General features: G+C 41.8%; 26 protein-coding genes and 1 pseudogene. 24 read left to right on the forward strand and 3 right to left on the reverse strand.

All coding sequences use genetic code 11. The features are described 5' to 3' along the window. Positions 1–220 precede the first annotated feature (220 nt). The 6 genes and pseudogenes from AC1ECB_RS04320 to AC1ECB_RS04345 all read left to right on the forward strand — a co-directional run bounded on the left by AC1ECB_RS04320 (position 221) and on the right by AC1ECB_RS04345 (position 4,978). Positions 221–1,981: a recombinase family protein gene (locus AC1ECB_RS04320; RefSeq protein WP_485667616.1), complete on the forward strand. Its 1,761-nt coding sequence runs from the start codon at positions 221–223 to the stop codon at positions 1,979–1,981. Continuing rightward, positions 1,965–2,351 (forward strand): sigma-70 family RNA polymerase sigma factor, encoded by a 387-nt coding sequence (locus tag AC1ECB_RS04325; protein ID WP_485667617.1) that lies wholly within the window; start codon positions 1,965–1,967, stop codon positions 2,349–2,351. Before AC1ECB_RS04320 ends, AC1ECB_RS04325 begins: the two co-directional genes overlap by 17 nt. Positions 2,352–2,734: 383 nt before the next feature. Further along, a pseudogene (locus AC1ECB_RS04330) lies at positions 2,735–2,992 on the forward strand (PEP-utilizing enzyme); the annotation flags it as partial. A 49-nt stretch (positions 2,993–3,041) separates the two neighbouring features. After that, positions 3,042–3,788 carry a GNAT family N-acetyltransferase gene (locus AC1ECB_RS04335; protein ID WP_485667618.1) on the forward strand — a complete coding sequence of 249 codons (747 nt, stop codon included), beginning with the start codon at positions 3,042–3,044 and terminating at the stop codon, positions 3,786–3,788. 83 nt (positions 3,789–3,871) lie between these two features. Continuing rightward, positions 3,872–4,132 (forward strand): hypothetical protein, encoded by a 261-nt coding sequence (locus AC1ECB_RS04340; protein WP_485667619.1) that lies wholly within the window; start codon positions 3,872–3,874, stop codon positions 4,130–4,132. Between the two features lie 129 nt (positions 4,133–4,261). Next, positions 4,262–4,978 carry an SDR family NAD(P)-dependent oxidoreductase gene (locus tag AC1ECB_RS04345; RefSeq protein WP_485667620.1) on the forward strand — a complete coding sequence of 239 codons (717 nt, stop codon included), beginning with the start codon at positions 4,262–4,264 and terminating at the stop codon, positions 4,976–4,978. A gap of 711 nt (positions 4,979–5,689) precedes the next feature. On the opposite strand, the gene AC1ECB_RS04350 is transcribed toward AC1ECB_RS04345, so the two are convergent. Together AC1ECB_RS04350 and AC1ECB_RS04355 are read right to left on the reverse strand one after the other, a co-directional pair. Beyond that, positions 5,690–6,655 carry a helix-turn-helix transcriptional regulator gene (locus AC1ECB_RS04350; RefSeq protein WP_485669275.1) on the reverse strand — a complete coding sequence of 322 codons (966 nt, stop codon included), beginning with the start codon at positions 6,653–6,655 and terminating at the stop codon, positions 5,690–5,692. 327 nt (positions 6,656–6,982) lie between these two features. Continuing rightward, positions 6,983–7,579 (reverse strand): DUF4143 domain-containing protein, encoded by a 597-nt coding sequence (locus AC1ECB_RS04355; protein ID WP_485669276.1) that lies wholly within the window; start codon positions 7,577–7,579, stop codon positions 6,983–6,985. Between the two features lie 896 nt (positions 7,580–8,475). Here AC1ECB_RS04355 and AC1ECB_RS04360 point away from each other — a divergent pair. After that, the gene (locus AC1ECB_RS04360; RefSeq protein ID WP_485667621.1) at positions 8,476–8,898 is read left to right on the forward strand and encodes a hypothetical protein; all 423 of its coding nucleotides are present in this window, start codon (positions 8,476–8,478) and stop codon (positions 8,896–8,898) included. A gap of 218 nt (positions 8,899–9,116) precedes the next feature. On the opposite strand, the gene AC1ECB_RS04365 is transcribed toward AC1ECB_RS04360, so the two are convergent. Beyond that, the gene (locus AC1ECB_RS04365; protein ID WP_485667622.1) at positions 9,117–9,290 is read right to left on the reverse strand and encodes a hypothetical protein; all 174 of its coding nucleotides are present in this window, start codon (positions 9,288–9,290) and stop codon (positions 9,117–9,119) included. A gap of 715 nt (positions 9,291–10,005) precedes the next feature. On the opposite strand from AC1ECB_RS04365, the gene AC1ECB_RS04370 reads away from it, so the two are divergent. The 17 genes from AC1ECB_RS04370 (at position 10,006) to AC1ECB_RS04450 (ending at position 22,228) form a co-directional block, all read left to right on the forward strand. Then, a complete protein-coding gene (locus AC1ECB_RS04370) occupies positions 10,006–10,233 on the forward strand; it encodes a hypothetical protein (protein ID WP_485667623.1) in 228 nt (75 codons plus the stop codon). Between the two features lie 146 nt (positions 10,234–10,379). Continuing rightward, the gene (locus AC1ECB_RS04375; RefSeq protein WP_485667624.1) at positions 10,380–10,628 is read left to right on the forward strand and encodes an AbrB/MazE/SpoVT family DNA-binding domain-containing protein; all 249 of its coding nucleotides are present in this window, start codon (positions 10,380–10,382) and stop codon (positions 10,626–10,628) included. A gap of 127 nt (positions 10,629–10,755) precedes the next feature. After that, positions 10,756–11,259, forward strand: coding sequence for a YqeG family HAD IIIA-type phosphatase (locus tag AC1ECB_RS04380; protein ID WP_485667625.1), 504 nt, complete (start codon positions 10,756–10,758; stop codon positions 11,257–11,259). 51 nt (positions 11,260–11,310) lie between these two features. Next, positions 11,311–12,177, forward strand: a complete 867-nt coding sequence (locus AC1ECB_RS04385) for a shikimate dehydrogenase (protein WP_485667626.1) — start codon at positions 11,311–11,313, stop codon at positions 12,175–12,177. A 327-nt stretch (positions 12,178–12,504) separates the two neighbouring features. After that, positions 12,505–14,181: a GspE/PulE family protein gene (locus AC1ECB_RS04390; protein WP_485667627.1), complete on the forward strand. Its 1,677-nt coding sequence runs from the start codon at positions 12,505–12,507 to the stop codon at positions 14,179–14,181. A gap of 21 nt (positions 14,182–14,202) precedes the next feature. Next, on the forward strand, positions 14,203–15,261 hold the full coding sequence (locus AC1ECB_RS04395; protein WP_485667628.1) for a type IV pilus twitching motility protein PilT: 1,059 nt from the start codon (positions 14,203–14,205) through the stop codon (positions 15,259–15,261). A 149-nt stretch (positions 15,262–15,410) separates the two neighbouring features. Further along, positions 15,411–16,634, forward strand: coding sequence for a type II secretion system F family protein (locus AC1ECB_RS04400; protein WP_485667629.1), 1,224 nt, complete (start codon positions 15,411–15,413; stop codon positions 16,632–16,634). A gap of 44 nt (positions 16,635–16,678) precedes the next feature. Beyond that, complete coding sequence (locus tag AC1ECB_RS04405; protein WP_485669277.1) at positions 16,679–17,056, forward strand: type II secretion system protein; 378 nt, start codon at positions 16,679–16,681, stop codon at positions 17,054–17,056. Between the two features lie 32 nt (positions 17,057–17,088). Next, positions 17,089–17,841 (forward strand): prepilin peptidase, encoded by a 753-nt coding sequence (locus tag AC1ECB_RS04410; protein ID WP_485667630.1) that lies wholly within the window; start codon positions 17,089–17,091, stop codon positions 17,839–17,841. Between the two features lie 22 nt (positions 17,842–17,863). Next, positions 17,864–18,322 (forward strand): pilus assembly FimT family protein, encoded by a 459-nt coding sequence (locus tag AC1ECB_RS04415; protein WP_485667631.1) that lies wholly within the window; start codon positions 17,864–17,866, stop codon positions 18,320–18,322. 11 nt (positions 18,323–18,333) lie between these two features. Beyond that, positions 18,334–18,750, forward strand: coding sequence for a hypothetical protein (locus AC1ECB_RS04420; protein ID WP_485667632.1), 417 nt, complete (start codon positions 18,334–18,336; stop codon positions 18,748–18,750). 10 nt (positions 18,751–18,760) lie between these two features. Then, positions 18,761–19,321 (forward strand): PilW family protein, encoded by a 561-nt coding sequence (locus tag AC1ECB_RS04425; protein ID WP_485667633.1) that lies wholly within the window; start codon positions 18,761–18,763, stop codon positions 19,319–19,321. A gap of 7 nt (positions 19,322–19,328) precedes the next feature. Further along, positions 19,329–19,721, forward strand: a complete 393-nt coding sequence (locus tag AC1ECB_RS04430) for a pilus assembly PilX N-terminal domain-containing protein (RefSeq protein WP_485667634.1) — start codon at positions 19,329–19,331, stop codon at positions 19,719–19,721. Between the two features lie 12 nt (positions 19,722–19,733). Beyond that, on the forward strand, positions 19,734–20,006 hold the full coding sequence (locus AC1ECB_RS04435; protein ID WP_485667635.1) for a late competence development ComFB family protein: 273 nt from the start codon (positions 19,734–19,736) through the stop codon (positions 20,004–20,006). Then, positions 19,993–21,084 (forward strand): type IV pilus assembly protein PilM, encoded by a 1,092-nt coding sequence (gene pilM / locus AC1ECB_RS04440; protein ID WP_485667636.1) that lies wholly within the window; start codon positions 19,993–19,995, stop codon positions 21,082–21,084. The genes AC1ECB_RS04435 and pilM overlap by 14 nt, the downstream gene beginning before the upstream one ends. Next, a complete protein-coding gene (locus AC1ECB_RS04445; protein WP_485667637.1) occupies positions 21,081–21,611 on the forward strand; it encodes a PilN domain-containing protein in 531 nt (176 codons plus the stop codon). The genes pilM and AC1ECB_RS04445 overlap by 4 nt, the downstream gene beginning before the upstream one ends. 5 nt (positions 21,612–21,616) lie before the next feature. Continuing rightward, positions 21,617–22,228: a type IV pilus inner membrane component PilO gene (locus tag AC1ECB_RS04450; protein ID WP_485667638.1), complete on the forward strand. Its 612-nt coding sequence runs from the start codon at positions 21,617–21,619 to the stop codon at positions 22,226–22,228. Positions 22,229–22,249: the final 21 nt, after the last annotated feature.

Consider the following 22,249-nt stretch of genomic DNA (forward strand, 5'->3'; position numbering starts at 1 on the left):
TATAAAGAGCTCAGTATTGTTGGGCCTTGGACTTTCGTTTCTTTCGTGGCATGTTATAGAAACGAATTCAAGAGTGCTTGAGCGGTTACTTGAATATATTCCCGTTGTTGTTGAAAGGACTGTTTTAGCGCGACAGCCCCTTTAGTTTTGTCCTGTTTATATTGGGGACGCTGTGTTATAATAAATGATAATATAGAACATGAGGGACTGATGCGATAAAGTGAAGCAAACAAAAGAAAATACAGAGCAGATTGCGATTTATTCCCGTAAATCTAAATTCACAGGTAAGGGGGAAAGTATAGAAAATCAAATCGAGCTTTGCAAACAGTATATCCGTACCCATTACCCCAATTGCAACGACGAAGGTATCTTGATATATGAAGATGAAGGATTTTCGGGCGGCAATACGGAGCGTCCTCAATTTAAGAAGATGATGGCTGAGGCAAGGGCAAATACCTTTTCTGCTATTGTCTGCTATCGCCTTGACCGCATAAGTCGTAACATAGGTGACTTTGCCAAGTTGATTGAAGAATTGGACGGCTTGAAAGTTTCTTTTATTTCTATTAAGGAACAATTTGATACGTCCTCTCCTATGGGCAGGGCCATGATGTATATTTCCTCTGTATTTTCCCAGTTGGAACGTGAAACGATAGCCGAGCGTATACGCGATAATATGCACGAGTTATCCAAAACCGGTCGTTGGCTTGGTGGTACATCGCCCACAGGTTATGTTTCTGAACAAGTGGAGAATATAAGAATAGACGGGAAAGCAAAAAAAGCCTGTAAGTTGAAACTCATTCCCGAAGAAGCAGAAATTGTTAAAGAGATTTACAGAGTGTTCTTGGAAACAAATTCATTGACTAGAGCGGAAACTTACTTTATTCAAAATGGCTATAAAACGAAAAACAAGAAATTGTTTACTCGCTTTGCTCTTCGTAATATCCTTACCAATCCTGTATATATGATTGCTGACGAGGATGCATATCGTTACTTAATCGAAAACGAGGTCGATTTGTTTGCCGAAAATCAAGATTTTGACAGCGAGCATGGCATTATGGCATATAACCGTACGATTCAAAAATCCGGTAAGGCTAACAAAATACGCCCAATGTACGAATGGATTGTGGCTGTGGGGAAGCACACAGGTCTGATCAAGGGCACGGAATGGATTCAGGTACAGGAATACTTAGAACAGAATCGGTCTAAGTCTTTCCGTAAACCCAGAAGCAACGTCGCGCTTCTTTCCGGTCTTTTATTTTGCACCTGTGGTGACTATATGCGTCCGAAACTAAGCAAACGGGTGGATGCACAAGGAGAGTTTATTTATTCTTATCTTTGTGCCATGAAAGAAAAGAGCCGTTCTCATTCCTGCCAGATGAAGAACGCCAACGGAAATATGCTTGATAGAGTTGTGTGTGAAGAAATAAAAAGACTTGGCGCAGACAGTTCTGAATTTATCCGTCAGCTTGAGCTTGGTAAAAAACAACTGGAAGGCAATCGTGAAGAATATGACGATAATTTAGAGCGCCTGCGCGGTGTGCTTGCAGAGAATGAAAAAAAGATTGCCGAGCAGGTAGCATCACTCTCTGTAGCGGAGAGTACAGTAGCCAAGGGCTATGTCATTAAAAAAATTGAAGAGCTGCACGGCGAGGGTGAAATAATGAGAAGCCGTATTGCTGAAATGGAAAGCCTTACAGCCAGTCATGCCCTTTCTAATATTGAGTTTGATATTATCCGTCAGATGCTCACAACTTTCAAGCATACGATGGACGACATGAGCGTTGAACAAAAACGCGCCGCTTTACGCACCTTTGTGAAAAAGGTGGTTTGGGACGGCGAGAATGTTCATGTGTATCTATTTGGCTCTGATGATAGCGGCGGTATTGAATTGCCGCCGGATGATTTTCTGCAGGGTAACGGCGGGGAGTTTGCTGAAAATGAGGAGAACACTACTGAGACGTTAGGTGAGAATAGCAAATGAAATACTCATGCACCTGAGAAGCACCCGGCGCATTCGCACAGAAGTTAGTTTGTATGATCCGATTGGGGTCGACAAAGAAGGCAATGAGATAACTTTAATTGACGTATTGGGCACAGCTCCTGATATTGTGGGTGAAGCGGTAGAAAGTTTATGTGAACAGGAAAGATTGACCCGTGAAATCCACCGTCTGACTGCCCGGGAAAAATGGGTGCTTGAAATGCGTTTTGGTTTGCCTGACGGCAGACGAAAAACCCAGCGAGATATTGCCAAAATTTTGGGGATTTCTCGCAGCTATGTTAGTAGAATAGAAAAACACGCTATTACCAAACTAGGGAAGACACTGTCTGCAAATGATACTACACTTAAATAGATCTGTAGGCTAATGAAGTCATAAAAAAGCAGAATAAGGGGCGTATGGATGCCTTATAAAACAAGGAGTGGCAAGAATAAAACCTGGCACAGGCGGTCGCACTCTTCGAAACTCCCGTAACTCCCCGGCCTTTGCCGGAAAAAGAGTTCTGCAGGAGAAAAGCCGGGCGGTATTCCGATAAAAAATCCGTACTGTTTGAGCGTAGCGAGTTTACGGATTTTAGGAATATCGCCCGGCTTTTCAGCTTTTGGAAGCTTGGGGTCTAGACCTTTTGTTACTTTACTATGAAAACATCTCCTATGTACCAGAAAAAAGGGCGCACAAATATAATAGCAACCTCTACGAAGCAAAATGCGAGGGCATAGAATATATGCAAAAGGTACGACCCTAGCTGGACACCATTGTTTGTATCCATAAAGGGGCTAGTCACCGAAGTTGGTGGACTGATGACCCATGGAGCTGTTATCGCACGTGAATATGGCTTGCCGGCAGTTGTCGGAGTAGAAAATGCTACTAAACTGATAAAAGATGGGCAACAAATCCGAGTGAACGGAAGGGTATGTAGAAATTTTGAATTGAGACCGAATGCAATTTATAATTATATGGAAAATATAAGATATTTCCAAGGAGTATTGCTGTGAGAGACAGATAGTCTTTATGTAATCAAATCCTGTGAGGAGTATGATAAGCATGGATAAGGATTTTATTAATCTAACTGCCGATAATGTTGCAAGCGAGCATCTGTGTTGTGCTATTGCCGACAAAAAACATCAATGTGGAGTTGCTCTCAAAAGAGCATGGCTTGATGACAGAATTGGCGAAGGGCATGTATTCAGAAAATTAAATAAAAAAGGGAAAGTCTTTATTGAATATGCGCCGCTGGAAAAAGCATGGGTGCCGGTTGTTGGCGATAATTATTTATATATCTATTGTCTTTGGGTTTCTGGCAGCTTTAAGGGCAAGGGTTATGGTAAGGACTTGATTGAATATTGCATAGACGATGCAAAAAAACACAACAAGTCCGGTATTTGCATTCTCAGTTCTACAAAGAAAAAACCGTTTCTTTCCGAGAAGAAGTTCATGCAGAAATATGGCTTTGAAACAGTGAACATGGTTGATGAATATGAACTTTTAGCGCTTTCTTTTAATGGTACAAAGCCGCAGTTTGCGGAAAATGCTAGAAAAAGAACCATAAGTAATGAAACGCTGACAATCTATTATGGTTTACAATGCCCGTATATTCCAAATTGTATTGAGCAAATTGAAGCCTATTGCAAAGCAAATAATATCCCGCTTGATTTGATAAAGGTTGATACTTTGGAAAAAGCCAAGGAGCTTCCTTGCATTTTTAATAATTGGGCTGTTTTTTATAGAGGCAAGTTTGAAACAGTGCAATTGCTTAATGAGGGTTATCTAAAGAAATTGATTGGCCGATAAACAAAATTCTTTTTGTACATGAACGATATTGGTTACTTGATCATTGATGATACTTCAGGACTGATTGAATATGAGTCGCCAGGTTGGGCATTATTCCGGAAAACATGAAGAACTTAGATATCCATTTACCGGTAAAATATGCTAGATTCCTATGGGGGTGGCCAACAGTTTTTCTGGATAGAGTGAAAGAAGCTAATTCCCGACTGGTTTTAGTAAAAAGCCGGGGTCAATGGAGCGGAGGTTTTGATAATGAGGATGAGTTAAAGGAAATACCAGATGGATACAATGGTTGCATATGGACAGAACGAATCGATATTATCGGAAAAAAGTATAATCGTTATTAGAAAGGTTTTATCCCGCACTTCGAGCACATTGATAATACCAGAGCCGGGGCAGTCAAGTTGAATTTTACCTTACGGGCATCGACCCAGCGTAGGAGCATGCAGGGAGGACGGGTCGGGGAGGAGACGCATATGAAAAAGGCTATAGTAATTGGAGCATCATCGGGGATAGGGAGGCAATTAGCTAAAGTATTGGCAGAAAACGATTATGTAGTGGGGCTTGTTGGAAGAAGAATTGAACTCTTGCGAGAACTACAGAATGAAATTACTAGAGACTCGTATATCAGCAGCTTTGATATATCGCGTCTGGAGCAAGCACAGAGTTCACTGGAAGCATTGATTCAAGAAATGAATGGGGTAGAATTAATCGTAATTAGCGCGGGATGCGGTTTTTTAAATCCTGATTTGGATTTTATCAAAGAGAGAAAAACCATTAATGTTAATATATTGGGTTATGCTGCTATGGCAAATGTTGCTTTCAAACATTTTTGTGTTCAAGGTATAGGCCATATTGTAGCAGTATCATCAATTGCAGCACTTAGGGGCAGTGCTGAGGCTCCGGCATACGGTGCATCAAAAGCCTTTGTATCGAACTATATGGAAGGACTAAGAAAAAAGGCATATAAATTGGGTATTCCTATAACTGTGACCGATATTCAACCCGGCTTTGTTAATACCGCTATGGCTCAAGGGGAAGGACTATTTTGGATCGCTACGCCAGAGAAAGCGGCACAACAGATTTATGAGGCAATCGTAAATAAAAGAAGTCGTGCATATATAACGAAGCGCTGGCGAATTATAGCGTGGTTACTTAAGATTTTACCGGACTGGCTTTATAACAAAATTTAATTGTAAAAACAGAAGGAAAGCCTTAGCGTAAGAAGGTGAAATGAACGAGGCTTTATCCTTCGAGATGCCGTTCCTCTATCCTCGAAAAGAATCTCGTAGCCATCAGTCCCACACCGAGAATAATCATCGTGACGCCACGGACCAGTCTGCCAGCAACCCGATGAGCGGATTTATTACCACTATGGCCAGTGTACGGCACATCGAAGTTAGGGATAGTACCGTCGCCCGCTTGTCGGAAGGAATGTACCTATTCATGTAGGCACTGAAACTCGGTATCCGGACCCCAGCAGTCTTTCTAACTGCTCAACATTACTTAGGAAAAATATCTGGCCGATACAGGCCGCCGCATGAACTACGCCATAGTAAGCAACAGGAAGTCCTGCATCTGCCAAAAGTGGCTGGAAAAGCCAGATCAATCCCCACGCCAGCGCGTTGGTGAAGGCCAATTTAGCCGTAAGCAGCATCAGCACCGGACTTTTTACGAAAAATCGCCCTCTCTCGCGGAGGATGGCTAATAACCCGTCCGGGTCGCATCGGCTGCGCGGACAAGTTGGCCTGAAGTTACATCGTCTTTGGAAACTAAATCGTATTGTGTTTACTTATAAAAATGCTACGACCCCGCACTATGAAACTACTCTTTCAATAACTCCTTATAAAATAAACATGACTTCATATGGTCATTGACTATAGTGGATAGGCAGTCGATTTTATTTACTTCCGCACGGGTCTGATATACTTCCAAAACCGCTCCGGATTAAATGAAAAGTAAATTATTCTACCGGGGGAAGTATCAAAGCAGTAACCGGTGCCTGCAAAATCAAAAGTTGCCATTGCCTTTTCCATCTTTTCCTCTACACTACGATTTTCCTGCTCATAATCGAATGGCCCATGTTCAAAAACAATATACTCGGCTTCGGGAACATCAATCATAAGCATTTGTGGTGGTACTTCGCCTTTATAATCAAAAGGAAGACGTACACCATAACACTCTGTACGTGGAATACCCCAATCGCAGAGTCTGCCGTCTGGGTCATTAATGTACGCAATAATCTGACCGCTACCGCTGTTAGATTCGCTCCCACCATCGTCATCCAATTTGCCCTTGATACTATCGAGTAAGCCGCAAATTGTTTCGCAGTCCTGTCCCGGAATAAGACTTTGCTTTTGCCAAAAATCCCAATACCCATTACTCTCATAGTTTTTAATGTGCAAAAATTTGTGTGCGGGAATGGTTACAAAATAAATTTTAACATCATCCGTAGATTTCATCATACCAATCTCTCCAAATCCGAAAAAGTAGCGGTCGAAAGGGTTTATTTTTGTACGAAGAACGACAGGCTTAGGCTTTTTTCGGTATTCACTTGGAGTTACACCATATGTTCCCTTGAAAGCTCTGGTAAAAGCTTCATGTGATGAAAAACCATAATCAAAAGCAATATCCAAAATGCTTTTTTCACTATCCCGTACCTCTTTTAGTGCAAAGGCTAGTTTTCTATGCCGCAGATAATCCCTAAATTGCATACCCGATATTTCTTTGAATTTTCTCGTTGTATAAAATTCGGAATAACCCAGCCTGCGAGAAAGAAAGCGTAGTGTCAAGGTTTCATCATTATAATTTTTAATACATTTGTCAATTTCATCAACGATTATTTGAATTTGTTTTTGCCACTCATACATTCGTCTGTTCACCTCGTTTCAACCACCCTACATTTATTATAAAGAAATAGAGAGATTACTGCTTGATTTTACTTGCTGTTATTTCATTTTTCTCTTTTAAGTTCTGCATCTTTGCATCTGGCTTACAATATGAGGTTTTTAATACCTCTTCAAAGAAATTTTTATCTGCACCCCCCGCCATTTATCAAATGATGAAAGAATCATAGTTTCATCATTTGTGTTTTTTCTGCCAGCCATGCAACAGTGAATCAATCTGTTGCATAGCTGGCTTTTTGATGAAAAAGTCCTTGATAATTTGTTACCGAAGTAACGACCAAAGGCATTTATTTATATCCCCCAAATAGGCACAATCAAATTCTGGCTGTCAAACGCTGACAGCCTATCAGTCGTACAAAGCAACGCTCCTGTTCCACGCTCCAAAGTAGCCTTGTCAATTACGCCAAACACACGAGTGAGCTGCTTTTGAGGTGTGGCAGTTTTCTTGATTTCCATAGGGTATAGCTTGCCGCTATCCTCCAGTAGAATATCAATTTCCTTAGTATCCTTATCTCGATAGTAATAAATTAAGGATTCCCAGCCGCAATTCTGATAGCTTTTAACAATCTCAGATACCACAAAATTCTCAAGAATCGCACCACTCATGGCACCGTTCATCAGAGTATCACTGTTACTCCATTTGGTCAGGTATGCTACCAACCCGCAGTCATAGAAATAGAGCTTTGGCTTGGTTACCATGCGTTTAAGCATGTTGTTAGAATATGGGTGGAGATAAAATACTATCCCCAGTCTCTCTAAAATCCCAAGCCAGTTTTTGGCGGTAATCTGGTCAGTACCGGCAGCGTCAGCAATGAGCTTGTAGTTGAGCATCTGTCCGCATAAGGCTGCGGCAGCCGTGACGAAATTATTACAATGTATACTGTGAATAAGAAGTTTCCAGCGTTAGAACGATGGGAACTCCTTTCGCTAATAGTTTGGTTAACTATTTGAAGCATACAGCTACGAAGCAAAGGTCAGCTACTACGAAGAAATGGACAGGGGACAGGCACTATTTGATTCCCCGGTTTGCTGGCGACGTGGCTGACCCGCGCGGCGGCGTGCGCATTTCTAAATTTTCTATTTAATGATAAAAATGCAAGACGGATTTATGCTTACGTGGAAGATTATAATGTTCGGTCACAAAAACGTTGTGAGCGGCTTGGTATGCGTAGAGAAGCATACTTTATAGAGTTTATATCTTTTATTCAAAACTCAGATGGAACACCGAAGTACGAAAATACGTTTGAATACGCCATTTTGAAAAGGGAGTGGAAAGAAATAGTTTAAGTTGCGTAGGAAATGCGCAGCTTTTTTTACCACATAACTGACCTGGGTCATTAATTAATGAAACAACAACGTTGAAAGGAAAGAAATCATGACGTGGGAAAACCGTATTAATCATTACTTTTCCTGCGGATAGCCGTTTATTTCGGCTTTTTTCGCTAGTGGTAACTCAATATCTGCCCTTTACAGACCAATTTCTGTTAGAAGTAGCTAAGTTTAATTATCAATTGCTAAAAAATAGCAGAGAATTCTCTTATTATCAATTACGGAATAACCGCGTCGCTGACGCTGGGAAAGGAATGTATCTGGATGAGAGTATTAATAGCCGAAGATGATGCTAAGCTGGGAAAAACAAGAGTGTAACATGGCTCACTGGTGTAAGCAATATGCTCAAAAACCTAACGAAAACATTTATTAAACAATCGATATTTCTAGGACTTTTGTCCTAGAATATGTTATGATTAAAAATATATTCAAAAGGTCGGTGGAGGAAGTCATTTATGTTTTTAATTTCTAAACTTATGCTTTCAGAGCAGTGTTTGTGTTCTTATGGGCCACTTTATGCTAAAGATGCTAATGATGAAAGTATTAAAGAGTGCATTGAATGTCCGGAGTTGCATCTTGAATGTATAAGAAAATTATACGGTATAACCTATAATAATCTTGCGGATGCTGGTTATCGGGTAATCTATGTATTACAAGGAAGGGTAAGAGTAGTACTATCGCATAGTAAAGAAGAAAAGCTGATTGATGTAAATGGATTAATCCTAATACCTAAAGAAATTAAGTTCTCAATAGAGGGAATAAATGAACAATCAGCAAGTTGTATTGTTAAAAATTTAACCGTTGTAAAGAATAAGTCGTCGAAACGGAACATACCTAAATGTCCTTATAAAAAAGTTGTTGTTCTGAGTAAATATTGAAAAAAACAGTTAGTATTACATATAAGGAACCCCATATAATTACATATAAATACTAAGGGTTAATGAGATACTTTAATTGATGTATTGGGCACAGCTCCTGACATTGTGGGTGAAGCGGTAGAAAGTTTATGTGAGCAGGAAAGATTGACCCGTGAAATCCAGCGTCTGACAGCCCGGGAAAAATGGGTGTATGAAGTATTAAAAATAAAAAGGGGCGGCTAGTCTGCCGCCTCATCTTTTAAAAACTCTTCAAACGCTTCTCTGTGTTTATGCTCATTGGTCATAGCTTCAGAAACAATGGATTTGTTGATTTCCTTGCGCGATAACCCGTTGTCACCAGCACTCATGGCATATTCACTTGCAAATGATTCCATTTGAGATTTTTTACGCATTAATTACACCTCCTAGTTTAGTGTTCCCGTGTGAGTATTTATATACATCAGAAAATAATGGGTTGAAGAGCGACTGGCTATTTTCCATGCTTAGATAAAATAGGAATTAATATCCTATTAACCAGCCATCCTTATTAGGTGGTTCGAATATTTTAACGAATACAAACACATGCTGTCATAGAGACTCAATAAAGGAGGGTGACTATGACGCACATAAACAGACGTGAGTATTTTAAGATTCTCAGAAACCATCCTGAAGAAGTTAAGCGGACAAAACATGGTTTTTGGGTTTGGAAGTAGATGGTTAATGCCGCCGATGATAAGTTGGCGGCTATTTTTTTCAGGCACTCATCCCCATTGCTATTAAATACCAAATTTAGTAGAATAGAAGTAACCAATTGGAGAATATATCTGTAGAAGCATGGATGGTGAATATCTTGAAAATTACTAAGGTTGTCCCTATTTTACCAAGCCAAAAAGCAAATATACAAGACCAATATACTGAATCTACATATTCTGCAAGGAAAAAGCCAAAAATATCTTTCAAGAGTTTGTTAGAAAAGGAGTTGCACTCCCAAGTAAGTTCCAAAATAATTATACTGTTTTAGCGTCCTGCGGGTGCTTTTCTTATACCTGTATTTAGGTTATAAAATAACCGGAAAAAAGAATGAAAATCCCAAGTAATAGCAAAAAGATGGCTGGGAGGAAGGTTATTATGGAACGGAAACTCAAAACAGCCCTATTGAATATCATTAATGAGTATAATGGCATTGTCAAGCAAATTGATGATCCCAATACAACACCATCCAGAGGATTACAATTAATTGCCGCCAAAGAAGCCTTGAATCAGGTTTTAGAGCATTTTGCCACTGCAGAATACGTTGAACGTGTTAATGGGCAGTGGCGAATAAAAGTAATTGTTGTAATGGAACGTGTTGAATAGGAAATGTAGCCGTCTGCCTTCAAGTGGGCGGTTTTTGCTTTATTTTATGCATTATCCTGAAAAAAGATGATTGACAAGTATTATATAAATTGGTATATTTAACTTGTAATATTTTGTCGAATATGGCAGAACAGGAGAAATGCAAAATGAAAGCAACTGGAATTGTTAGAAGAGTGGATGAGCTTGGTCGAGTAGTACTACCTATTGAATTGCGTCGTATCTTTGGCATCGAACAAAAAGATGGTCTTGAGATATATACCGAAAATGACCGAATCGTTTTGCGGAAACATGAGCCTGCTTGTGTATTCTGCGAAGGTGTTAATGAGGTAGTACAATTCAAGGGGAAAAATGTTTGTAAAGAATGCCTTACAACTATGAGTCACAAAGCAGTTTAATAATTGATCAATAGTTTGTTAGGATAGTTAGCCGTCTTGCCTTCGGGTTACGGCTTTTTTCTTTTGTTTTTTTTATCATCATGCTATAATTTTTATTAATTGACACGAAGTGAAGTGGGAGGGACAATTGCTCAAATTATTAGTGCCTTGTATGGTGATAAATTCTTTGTATGATATCAAGCTTACTGAATTGAAGCAACATGGTATTCGCGGTATAGCGTTTGATATTGATAACACCATAATTCCCTGGAATAGCCCGGATGTCTGTCCGGAAGTATTGGCGTGGCTGAATTATTTGGCTGCCCAGGATTTCAAACTGTGTTTCGTATCTAATAATGGCAATAGACGAGTGAGAAAAATAGCGGAACAATGCGGCGTTCCCTTCGTGGCCCGGGCGCTAAAACCATTGCGCAGCGGCTTTCGCCAGGCGGCTCAGACTATGGGATTACGCCCGGAAACAGTTGCTGTTGTCGGGGATCAACTCTTTACAGACATATTAGGTGGTAACCGGCTCGGCATGGTTACTATTTGGGTTAAACCATTGACTACTAAGGAATTTATTGGTACAAAAGTTACCCGCCAACTGGAAAAGCTGGCCGTACACATATTAAAAGTGACTGGGCGACTATAGAAAAGCAAAGTTTGTGGATAAGTATAACTTGATACCGAAGGAGTAATGAGTATGCAGATAACTGCCAAAACCCAAAAAGTTGGATTGCTAGGCTGGCCGCTTGGTCATTCATTATCACCGGCCATGCACAACGCCGCCTTTGCTGTTAGTGGCTTGGATTACATATATTTGCCGTTGTCTACGCCGCCGAATTTATTGTCACAAGCGGTTGCGGGGATTAGGGCGCTAGGGTTTGTCGGTGTGAATGTGACTATTCCGCACAAGGTTGCCATAATGGATTATTTGGATGAAGTTGATACCAGTGCGAAGTTGGTCGGAGCTGTCAATACCATAGTAGTTAAAGAAGAACGCCTAATTGGTTATAACACCGATGCTGACGGCTATATCCGTTCCCTTGAGCAAGCAGGCATTACTGTAGCTGGTAAATCTGCCGTTGTTTTTGGAGCAGGTGGTGCTGCACGGGCGGTAGTTGCTGGATTGGTCGGTGCCAATATTGCCTCAGTAACTATTGGGGCTCGTGACCAAAGCAAGGCTGATGGCATTGCGCAGTTATTTGCCGGAACTGTACCTGTAAATGGTGTCGCTTGGGATAGTAGTACGTTTGCTGCAGCATTGTCTCAGACCAATCTTGTGGTCAATGCAACCCCCTTGGGCATGTATCCGGCTATTGCCAATCAACCATCAGTTCCTTGGGATCTCCTGCAACAGTCAGTGGTAATCTCTGATTTAGTATATAATCCGCTGATAACTAGTTTTATAGCTGAGGGTACTCGTCGGGGACATACGGTAGTTGACGGGGCAGGTATGTTAATTGAGCAGGGAGCGCTGGCATTTGAATTGTGGACAGGCTGCAAGGCAGACACGCAGGTAATGCGTCAGGCACTGCTAGCAGGGTTAGAAACTCTTAATAAAAATTAGTGAAAATTTATTTAAATTTTATTAAAAAATCTGTGTATTACAGCAGGAATTTTCATTTGAAATGCGAATACAGTCAATATAAAACATAAATTGTAATAACTGGTAAATATATGTGGCAATGAAGCTTGAGACTATATTATGGCACTTAGTTCAGGCTGAGTAAGAAAAGCAACCGACAATCCGCAAAACAAGTTCTGTTTTGCTATGCCGGTTGCTTTTTTTGCCCTACCAGAGAGTAAACTTTCTTAACCAGGATCAACATCGGCTTTGGCTTTTGCCAAAGCCCTGAGGCAAGCCGTGTTTTATATATTGAGTGGAGACAACAGCATGTTAAATAGCCGTAAACACTTGGGGGACTTGCTAATTGAAGCTAACTATATCAGACAGGAACAACTGGAGCAGGCAGTAAACATTCAAAAAAAGACGGGTGAACGACTGGAAAAGGTACTTATTAATTTAGGCTTTATTACAGAAGCCAATATGATTGAAGTACTGGAATTCCAGCTCGGTGTGCCATATGTTAATATGGTGGCTATGGATGTCCCGCACGAAATTGCTGCAACGATACCTATTTCCCTGGCTGAACGCTACAAGGTTATTCCGATCAAAAAAATGGGGCGTAAGTTAACATTAGCCATGGCTGATCCCACAAACTTTTTTGCTATTGATGATGTGCGGATGGCATCCGGTTGCGAAGTTGAACCAGTAATCGCCACCGAACGTGAAATTATAAGGGCCATTAATCAGTCTTATGGTGTGCAGGACTTAGTTGAGAAGGCTGTTAACAAGCTGAAAGCAGATGAATCCGGTGGTATTGCTGAAGTTCAACTGGCAGATGATGCACCAATAGTAAGTATTGTTACCTCCATTATCAGTCAAGCCATTAAAGAACGTGCCAGCGATATTCACATTGAACCACAGGAAAAGTCGCTTAGAGTCCGGTTCAGAGTTGACGGTGTGCTACGAGAAGTTGTTACTTTTCCACGCCATACCCATGCGGCCATCATTTCCCGGATTAAAATTATGAGCGAACTGGACATTGCCGAAAAGCGGCTGCCGCAGGATGGGCGGATAAAGGTTCAGGAATTTGGGCGGGAGATTGACCTTAGGGTGTCGACCTTGCCAACAATAACTGGTGAAAAAATTGTTTTGCGGATACTTGATAAAAATTCGATTATTTGTGATATTAAGGGATTAGGCTTTACCTCCCATAATTTAATACGATATCGGAAGTTGTATTCCCAGTCCTATGGTATGATTCTCGTAACAGGACCTACCGGATCGGGCAAAACAACAACCTTATATTCGACTCTGGCCGAAATCAGTACTCCAAGCAAAAATGTTATCACTGTCGAAGAACCGGTTGAATATCGACTGGACGGTGTCAATCAGGTGCAGATAAATCATAAGGCCGGCCTGAATTTTGCCAATGGCTTGCGCTCTATTCTGCGTCAGGACCCTAATGTAGTGATGGTCGGTGAGATACGGGATGCTGAGACAGCCGATATTGCCATTCGTGCGGCGCTTACTGGCCACTTGGTATTTAGCACACTGCATACCAACAATGCGCCTGGAGCAATTACCAGGCTAATTGATATGGGTATTGAACCCTTTCTGGTAGCCTCTTCGGTGCTTGGAATTGTTGCTCAACGCCTGGTACGGGTGATATGCCCGGAGTGCAAGCAAGAATATGTGCCTGAGGTTGGTTCACCGGAGTGGCAGTTTCTGGGATGTGATTCCGGGCGGGAAATTGTCTTATATCAGGGCGCCGGTTGCTCCTATTGCAGTCATACCGGCTATCTTGGCCGTATGGCCATCCATGAGGTAATGTCTGTCAGCTCAGCTGTGCGCGAGGCTATTAACCGACAAGTATCCAATGACATGTTAGCAACGCTTGCCGCAAAAGAAGGTATGATATCAATGCGTGAGGATGGTATTGCTAAGGCATATAACGGACTTACTACAGTGTCAGAGGTTATGCGAGTTGCCTATGCCGGAACATGAATCGGGGAGAGGAGAGAACCTATGCTAAATATAGATAATCTGCTGCAAGAGGCCGTAGTGGCACAAGCCTCTGATATTCATCTTACTAGCGGGGTTTCTCCAATTTTTCGTATTAGAGGCGTTTTAACTGCAACTCAACATCCGGTACTTGACGATAAAGATATCGAAGCAATGGTTACGGCAATTACTAATGCTGAGCAGAAAGAAAAATTTCAGCAGCTGGGTGAGCTTGATTTTTCGTATGCCATAGCGGGTTTGAGTCGTTTTCGTGTTAATGCTTTCCGGCAGCGTAGTTCATGTGCCATAGCTATCCGGGTGGTGGCTGAGCAGATACCTACATTAGAACAGCTTGGGCATAGGGAAGTATTAAAAGTGTTGGCTCGTAAGCCGCGAGGACTGGTGCTTGTCACTGGGCCTACCGGCAGCGGTAAATCAACTACATTGGCAGCCATGCTTGATTTAATTAACACCGAGCGGGCTTGTCACATCATTACATTAGAAGATCCTATTGAATATCTGCATAGGCATAAAAAAAGTATTGTTAATCAACGCGAGATTAATACTGATACCAAGTCGTTCGCCAACGCGCTTAGGGCAGCGCTTAGGGAAGATCCGGATGTAATTCTGGTGGGTGAGATGCGCGATGCGGAGACAATTGGTATTGCCATAACTGCTGCTGAAACTGGACATTTGGTGTTTGCTACCTTACATACTAGCGATGCTGCGCAGACTGTTGACCGAATTGTTGATGTATTTCCACCCTACCAGCAGCAGCAAATCCGGACTCAGTTGTCACTTACGCTGCAGGGAATTGTGGCGCAACAGCTATTGCCGTGCCGCGACGATTCAGGCCGGGTAGCCGCCATGGAAGTGCTGATGGCAACACCCGCGGTGCGCAATATAATCCGTGAAGGCAAGACCCAGCAGCTTGTATCAGTTATCCAGACAGGGGCTAAGACTGGCATGCAGGCTATGGATATGTCGCTGCGTGATCTATACTGGAAAGGTACTGTGACCTATGAGGAAGCACTGGCACGGGCGATGGATCAGGAAACATTTGCCCGGTTGGTAAACGGTTAATTGTTTATTAGTACGCGAGTCAAGACTCCCGCCTCTACAGGCGGCGTTAATTCAGGTGGAGTAGACTCTCCACCTGAATCCCCAATGTTTCAGCTATGCTGAAACAAGTTCACTGTTTATTCACTTGGTAAACGGCGAGGTGTGGCTAGGTGGCAAAAACATATATCTATAGGGCAAAAAGCCGCAACGGTCAGTTGTTGTCAGGCAATATCATGGCCGAAAGCGAAGCCGCAGTAGCCGCCTATATTCAGGATAAAGGCTATTTCGTTACTCAGATTAAAGTGCAAAAATCAGTAAGCTGTACCCAACCGTTGTTGACAAGCCTGCAATGGGTAAGTATAAAAGAGCTGGCTGTTTTCTGCCGACAGTTTTCCACAATGGTGGATGCTGGATTATCGTTGGTAGCCTGTCTGAGTATTTTAATTGATCAAACCTATAACCCAAAATTCAAAGCTGCTTTGCAGGTTATTTATAAGAAGATACAGGAAGGCGAAACGCTGTCACAGGCGATGAATGGGTACTTGAATATTTTTCCCGAGATCATGATCAGTATGGTGGAAACCGGGGAAGTAGGTGGTGTGCTTGACAAGGTATTAAGCAGGTTGGCAACTCACTTAGAACAAGAGCATAAGCTGAATGAAAGGATTAAATCTGCCATGGTTTATCCGGTAGTGGTTATTGGTATGGCGTTAGCAGCGGTTGCCTTTATTTTGACTTTTGTTTTGCCGACTTTTATGAAGCTGTTTGAGAATATGAAGGTTGACTTGCCTTTTTCGACACGTATTCTACTAGATCTAAGCGGTTTTATTACTAATTACGGTGTGTGGATGGCTGCTATTTTAACAGTGGTTAGCTATGGATTATTAGTATTAAAACGGCAGCCCAAGTATCGACTTGTTATAGATCAGCTGTTGTTTGTTTTACCAGTGTTTGGTTTATTGTGGCGTAAGGTAGCCATCGCCCGCTTTAGTCGTACGCTTTCAACGTTAGTGCGGGGCGGGGTGCCTATTATTACCGCTATTGAGGTAGTAAAAAAGACTTCAGGTAATCTCAGTATGATAAGAGCGTTAACTATGGCTCAGAATAGTATTCGTGAAGGAATGGGTTTGGCAGCACCATTAGGATCCAGCAATGTTTTTACTCCGATGGTGGTGCAAATGGTAGCTATTGGCGAAGAAACCGGTAAATTGGATACTATGTTGGAGAAAATCGCCGATTTTTATGATAGTGATGTTGAGGACATGGTTAATCGGTTGAGTAGTATGTTGGAGCCCGTCTTGATCGGCGTTTTGGGAGTGATAATTGGTTTTATCGTGATTGCAGTAATGCTGCCTATGTTTGATGTTCTTACTAATTTCAACAAAATTGTATAATAGTATGCCAGGGGGTGAAAATCATTATAAACATCAAAAATAAAATGAAAAGTCAAAAAGGGTTTACATTGATTGAATTAATGGTGGTGATTGCCATAATTGGCATTCTTACTGCAATTGCCGTGCCGAAGTTTGGTTCTGCCGCTGATTCAGCTAATAAGGCCAAGATACAGGCCGATTTAAGAACATTAGATAGTGCTATTTCTATGTACTATGCTAAAGAGGGTAAGTATCCGGATTCGTTGCTAAAATTAGCACCCGATTTTATCGTAGCAGTACCTAGTGTGCCTAGTCCATATAAGGGTAGTTCGGGTCTAACATACAAACTTGATAACGGGGGGACTTCACCTACCTATCGAGCGTATATTGAAATAACAACTGGTACAAAAATATTTGCAGACACTACTACTCCTGCTTGGTAATTTAAATACTAAATAGCTGAAATTAGGAGTTTATGATGCTTGATTTTATGATACTGGTACTTGGCATGATAATCGGCAGCTTCCTTACTGTATGCATTTACCGTCTGCCGCAAAATCAATCAATTGTAACCTTGTCATCACACTGTTTACATTGCAATACTAAGCTTAAAGCTGGGGATTTAATTCCTATCCTCAGCTATCTTCTCTTGCGCGGCAAATGCCGCTACTGTACTAAGCCTTATTCATCACGCTATGCTATAGTGGAACTCATTACCGGACTTTTATTTCTATGGTGCTATCAGATTGTTGGCTGGAGTCCGGACTTGCTTAAAGTACTTATATTTACAGCGTTTCTTGTTGTCATTACGTTCATTGACTACGATCACCAGCTTATCCTTGACAAGGTGTTACTATGGTTTACCGGAGTTGGGGTTGCCATAAATCTAGGTAGTGGTTATCCCCACATTTCTGATATGGTTATTGCCGCGCTGGCCGGTGGTGGGTTGCTGCTCCTTGTCGCCGTGCTTACCAGAGGTGGCATGGGCGGCGGTGACATCAAATTTGTTGCTGTGCTAGGTCTATGGTTAGGAGTAAAGCTGGTAATCGTTGCGCTGCTGTTAGCATTTATTATTGGTGGTATCGGCGGTGCGTTTTTGCTTCTTTTCAAGGTGAAAGGCCGCAAAGATTTTATACCTTTTGGGCCGTTTTTGGCGATCGGAGCTTTTATTAGTATCTTGTATGGAAGAAAGCTTATTTGGTGGTATTTGCTTACAATTGCCAAGTAGGGATGGGAGGAAACTTTAGGATATGGCTGCCGGTGATAAGCAAAACTGTGGTTTTATGTTAATTGAGCTAATCATTGTTATGGCGATTATTGGGCTATTGGCAGCTATGGCTATTCCTAAAATGAATCAGGCAGTTGCCGAAAATGAACTGGACGGAGCGGCGCTGCTGTTAGCTGCCGATATACGTGGTATGCAACAAATGTCAATTAACGGTGGTGATACTGCATATAAACTCCGCTTTATTAATGATATTGAACCTCGCTACAATTTTACTGCCGGACCGCAAACCATACGTAAGGTTTATTTACCTAATTCTGTAAAGATGATGGGATATCCGGACGATATTGTATTTAGGCTGGATGGAATGCCATTTATAGGCGAGCAAACAATTGAACTTCAGAGTAAAGTTACGGGTAAATCTCTGTATATCAAGCTGGCTCCTGTAACCGGACGGGTACGAATCAGCGATGGGGCTAGTTGAGGAGAATTTTTATGAATTTAGTCAAGAGTCAACGCGGTTTTTTGCTGGTCGAGGCAGTAGTAGCTATAGTAGTTATAACAGTAGCGTTGGTAGCCATGCTTGGGATGTTTATCCAGTCGCTACAGGCCACTGCCAGTGCAGCAAATGATACGGTTGCTGCCAGTTTAGTTCAAGAACAAATGGAACAAATGAAAATAAAAGATGACCTATTCTGGAATAGTCTAAGTTTTCCTTATCACTCTGCGACCGAATTTATTTCTATGAATAAGGTTACTTATAAAAGAACTACTCAGGCTGAGCTTAGTCCACTTGACCCGGAGTATCCGGTGAAGCAGCGGATTATTAAAGTAACCGTGAATGTTGAAGGGTTAAGTGAAATTAGTATGGTTACTTATGTGCTGCGGGAGCTGCCGCAGTTTGCCAACTAGTGGAGTAGTTATGAGGAGATATATTTCTGAGCAAAAGGGTATGCTGCTTATTGAAGTAATTGCAGGAATGACAATTATTGTACTATTAATGTCAGGCATTGCACTGATGATGCCAACTGCCGTTAAAGCCTGGCAATTAGGCCGCTCGCAAGCTGAAATTCAGCAGACTGCACGACTGGTAATTGAGCGAATTACCCAGCATGTGCGTTATGCTAGTAATGTGTCGTTGGCCGATGCTGGCGATACACTTGTGATAAAGGATGGAAATGGCTGGGATATAAAGTTTGCTATTAGTCCTAAGAGCAAGGCTCTGTGCATGAGTGTAAATGGATCTGCTGAAGACCCGCTTACTGGCAATGGTATTGGCGGTGCAGAAGGAACAATCATAGTTGTAGAAAATCCAGACAATAAAAAACAATTTGCTGTTCAAGAGGTAGCTATGCGGGATAAAGATGGAAAACTGCTATATATAAAACTGGTTACTGTTATGCTTACTATTAGGGACAAACAGACTGGTATTGATTATACTATGGAGGCGGCCACTTTGGCATTTAACACGTCACGGAGGTGAACTAAGAGTGCATTTTGGTTGGAGCAGATGTAAAAATCGGCATGGTTCAGCAAGTATAGTAGCCCTTGTTGCGATGCTGTTTTTAGGCGTTTTGGGTAGTGCTTTTATTGGTGTCAGCAGTACAGAAGTGAATATGGCGGCAAATTATCGTGATGGTATAGCTGCTCAGTACTTGGCGGAAGCAGGAGCACGCCGGTCTATTGTCGAATTATCTAAAAATCCCAACTGGAAGCCTGTCAATCCCTACAAGGAAGGCAGCGGAAACTATAGCCTAACAATTATTGCAGGTACCCCAACCATTATAGAAGCAAAAGGTGTTGTCAATAATGCAGTTCGCAAAATTGTAGTAAAAGCTACCGTTGTTCCCCAAATCAATATTGTTTCCTGGAATTATCATTAGGGAGGTATAGTTATGCATGTTAAAAATTATATGGAAGATTTAGTTTTTCAGCGGCTTGCTGAGGTGCTGGACAACCATAGAAATGTTTGTACTTGTGAAAGATGCCGTTATGACATTGCCGCAATTGCTCTCAATTTTTTACCGCCGCGGTATGTTGTGACTAGCCAGGGCGAAACCTTTGCAAAGACAAAATCGCTGGAACAACAGTTTAATGTGGATGTCGTTACAGCCATTAGCCACGCGATTCACCTTGTATCTAGTCAGCCACATCATGGATCCAAATAGGTTTGCTACTATTGCAAGCAAGCTGGGTAACTGGTTAATCAAACAACCAGCAAGTGCTGTTGGTATTGATATTGGTTCAAGCTGTGTTAAGGCAACGGAAATTTCATTTAGTAATGGACAAAAAGAACTTAGAGCAGTAGGCGTACTTGACTTGCCTAAGAACGTTATGGAAGAGGGCTTTATTACTAATGCCAAAGCCATTACAGAGGTTATCCGGCAATTGTTTGTTAATAGCGGCATTGTCTCGCGCGAGGTTGTTGTTGCAGTCAGCGGTCGTTTAGTTTTCGTTAGGGAGGTAATGCTGCCGGTAATGAATCAGGCCGAAATTAAAGAAGCCATAAAATGGGATATGGAAAAATATGTTCCCTACGAGCCTGGTAGTTATTATTATGATTTTGCTGTTGTTGGACCAGGTAACAATGAACTAGAGATAAAAGTACTGCTGGTAGCCGCACCGCATGAACTGGTTAATACCCTTGTCACTGTTATAAAGCAGGCTGATTGCAGGCTAATTGCTGTTGATATTGAACCCTTGGCTATATATCGCTCACTGAGTGATGCGGAGAATGCCATGATCATTGATATTGGCAGTCATATATCACACATAATGCTGTTTCAGGGAGCTTCGCCAGTCGTCAGCCGCTTTATTCCCATTGGTGGAATCAGTTTTACTGAGGTAATTATGCGAACGCTTGAACTTGACTATGCTGAGGCTGAACGGTTGAAGAAGTGCCAGACTGGTCAAAACCCTGACTTTGAAGGTGAACAGCTATTTAGGTATCAACAAATTGACTTGTTGGTAGATGAATTGGCTCGCGAAGTGCGGCGAACGGTTGAATATTATCAGGTTCAAAACAGAGAAGCAGCTGTAGATAAGTTCTATCTTACCGGCGGTGGAGCCAAACTTACTAATTTACCACAGCATATTGCGGCAAAGCTGGGCGGGGTACCGGTTTTGCTGCATAACCCGCTAACTGCCGTAACGCTATCGCCAGGTATTGATACCCGCTACCTGCAAGATATGGCTTTGCAGTTTGCGCTGTCAATTGGCTTAGCTATGCGCGGAGGTAAGCCATGATAACGATTAATTTGCTGCCCCCATCAGAGCGAATGCCAACATGGCTATTCAAAAAAACTGTTTTACTATGTAGTATAATACTGCTGGTGTTATATGGCAGTATTTTTTCCTATAATTGCTATACTATTTGGTCTCTGGAAAAGGAGCTTGCAGCAGCACGTCAACATTACAGCCTGTTGCGTCCTACTGAGGACAATATGCAACTGGCTGCTAGTAAACAGCAGGCCATTGATAAAAAGAACAATATCTTAGTTGCAATTACTAGCGAACAGAAGTCTTGGTATGCTGTGATTAGCCATTTTGCTATAATTACACCACCGCAGGTATGGCTCACAGAACTTGCTGCCAGCGACAAAAATAGCATCTTACTAAAAGGTAATGCTATGACTTATCCTGATTTGGCTAACTATCTTTACAGTCTGGAAAAAGATAAGCTAATAACAGAACCGGTACTCATTAAAGCCGAACAAGACAGTAAATTAAACTATACCAAATTCGAGATGACTGTAAAGCGTAAGGGGATATAGTGTAAATGCAATGGCTGGGTACTTCGTTTATAAAATATAAAGCAATAGTCCGGTATAAGGGCTGGGTGCTGGGGGTTAGTGCACTACTTGTTACCATGTTTTTTTATATTGGGGTAGTCATCCCCCAGCGGACGGCTATTGCCATGGTTACAGATCAAAACCAAACTGAGCGGGAAAGGTTAAAAGTCATCGAAGCTTATGCCAAAAAGCATCCTGATTCCATCGGATATCTAAAGGAGCTTGACCAAAAGCTTACGCTAATTGATGCTAAATTACCGAATCAGCCGGAACTTGGTGAATTCATCAAGCAAATCGAACAAGCATCCAAGCTAAGCAGTATGCGGCTTGCTGAGATTAAGCCGGCTGCCGCTATTGAAAAAGCAGGTTATCGGGAAATTCCCATAGAAATCCTGCTGACAGGTTCATTTACCAATCTATTGGAATTTATTAAGGCAATTGAGGGCAGCCAAAGGTTCACATCTATTAGTAATACTAATATTCAGGCCAAACAAGGAATGTTGGAAGTCAAACTTACTATGGTTATCTACAGCTTCGGAGTTGCTGGGGAGACCAAGCAGTCGTCGTTACAAAATTCAGACCCATTGACTAAAAAGTAATTTTCCCGAAAGAGGTGCAAT

The organism is Sporomusa sp. 246TCP1, assembly GCF_057319775.1.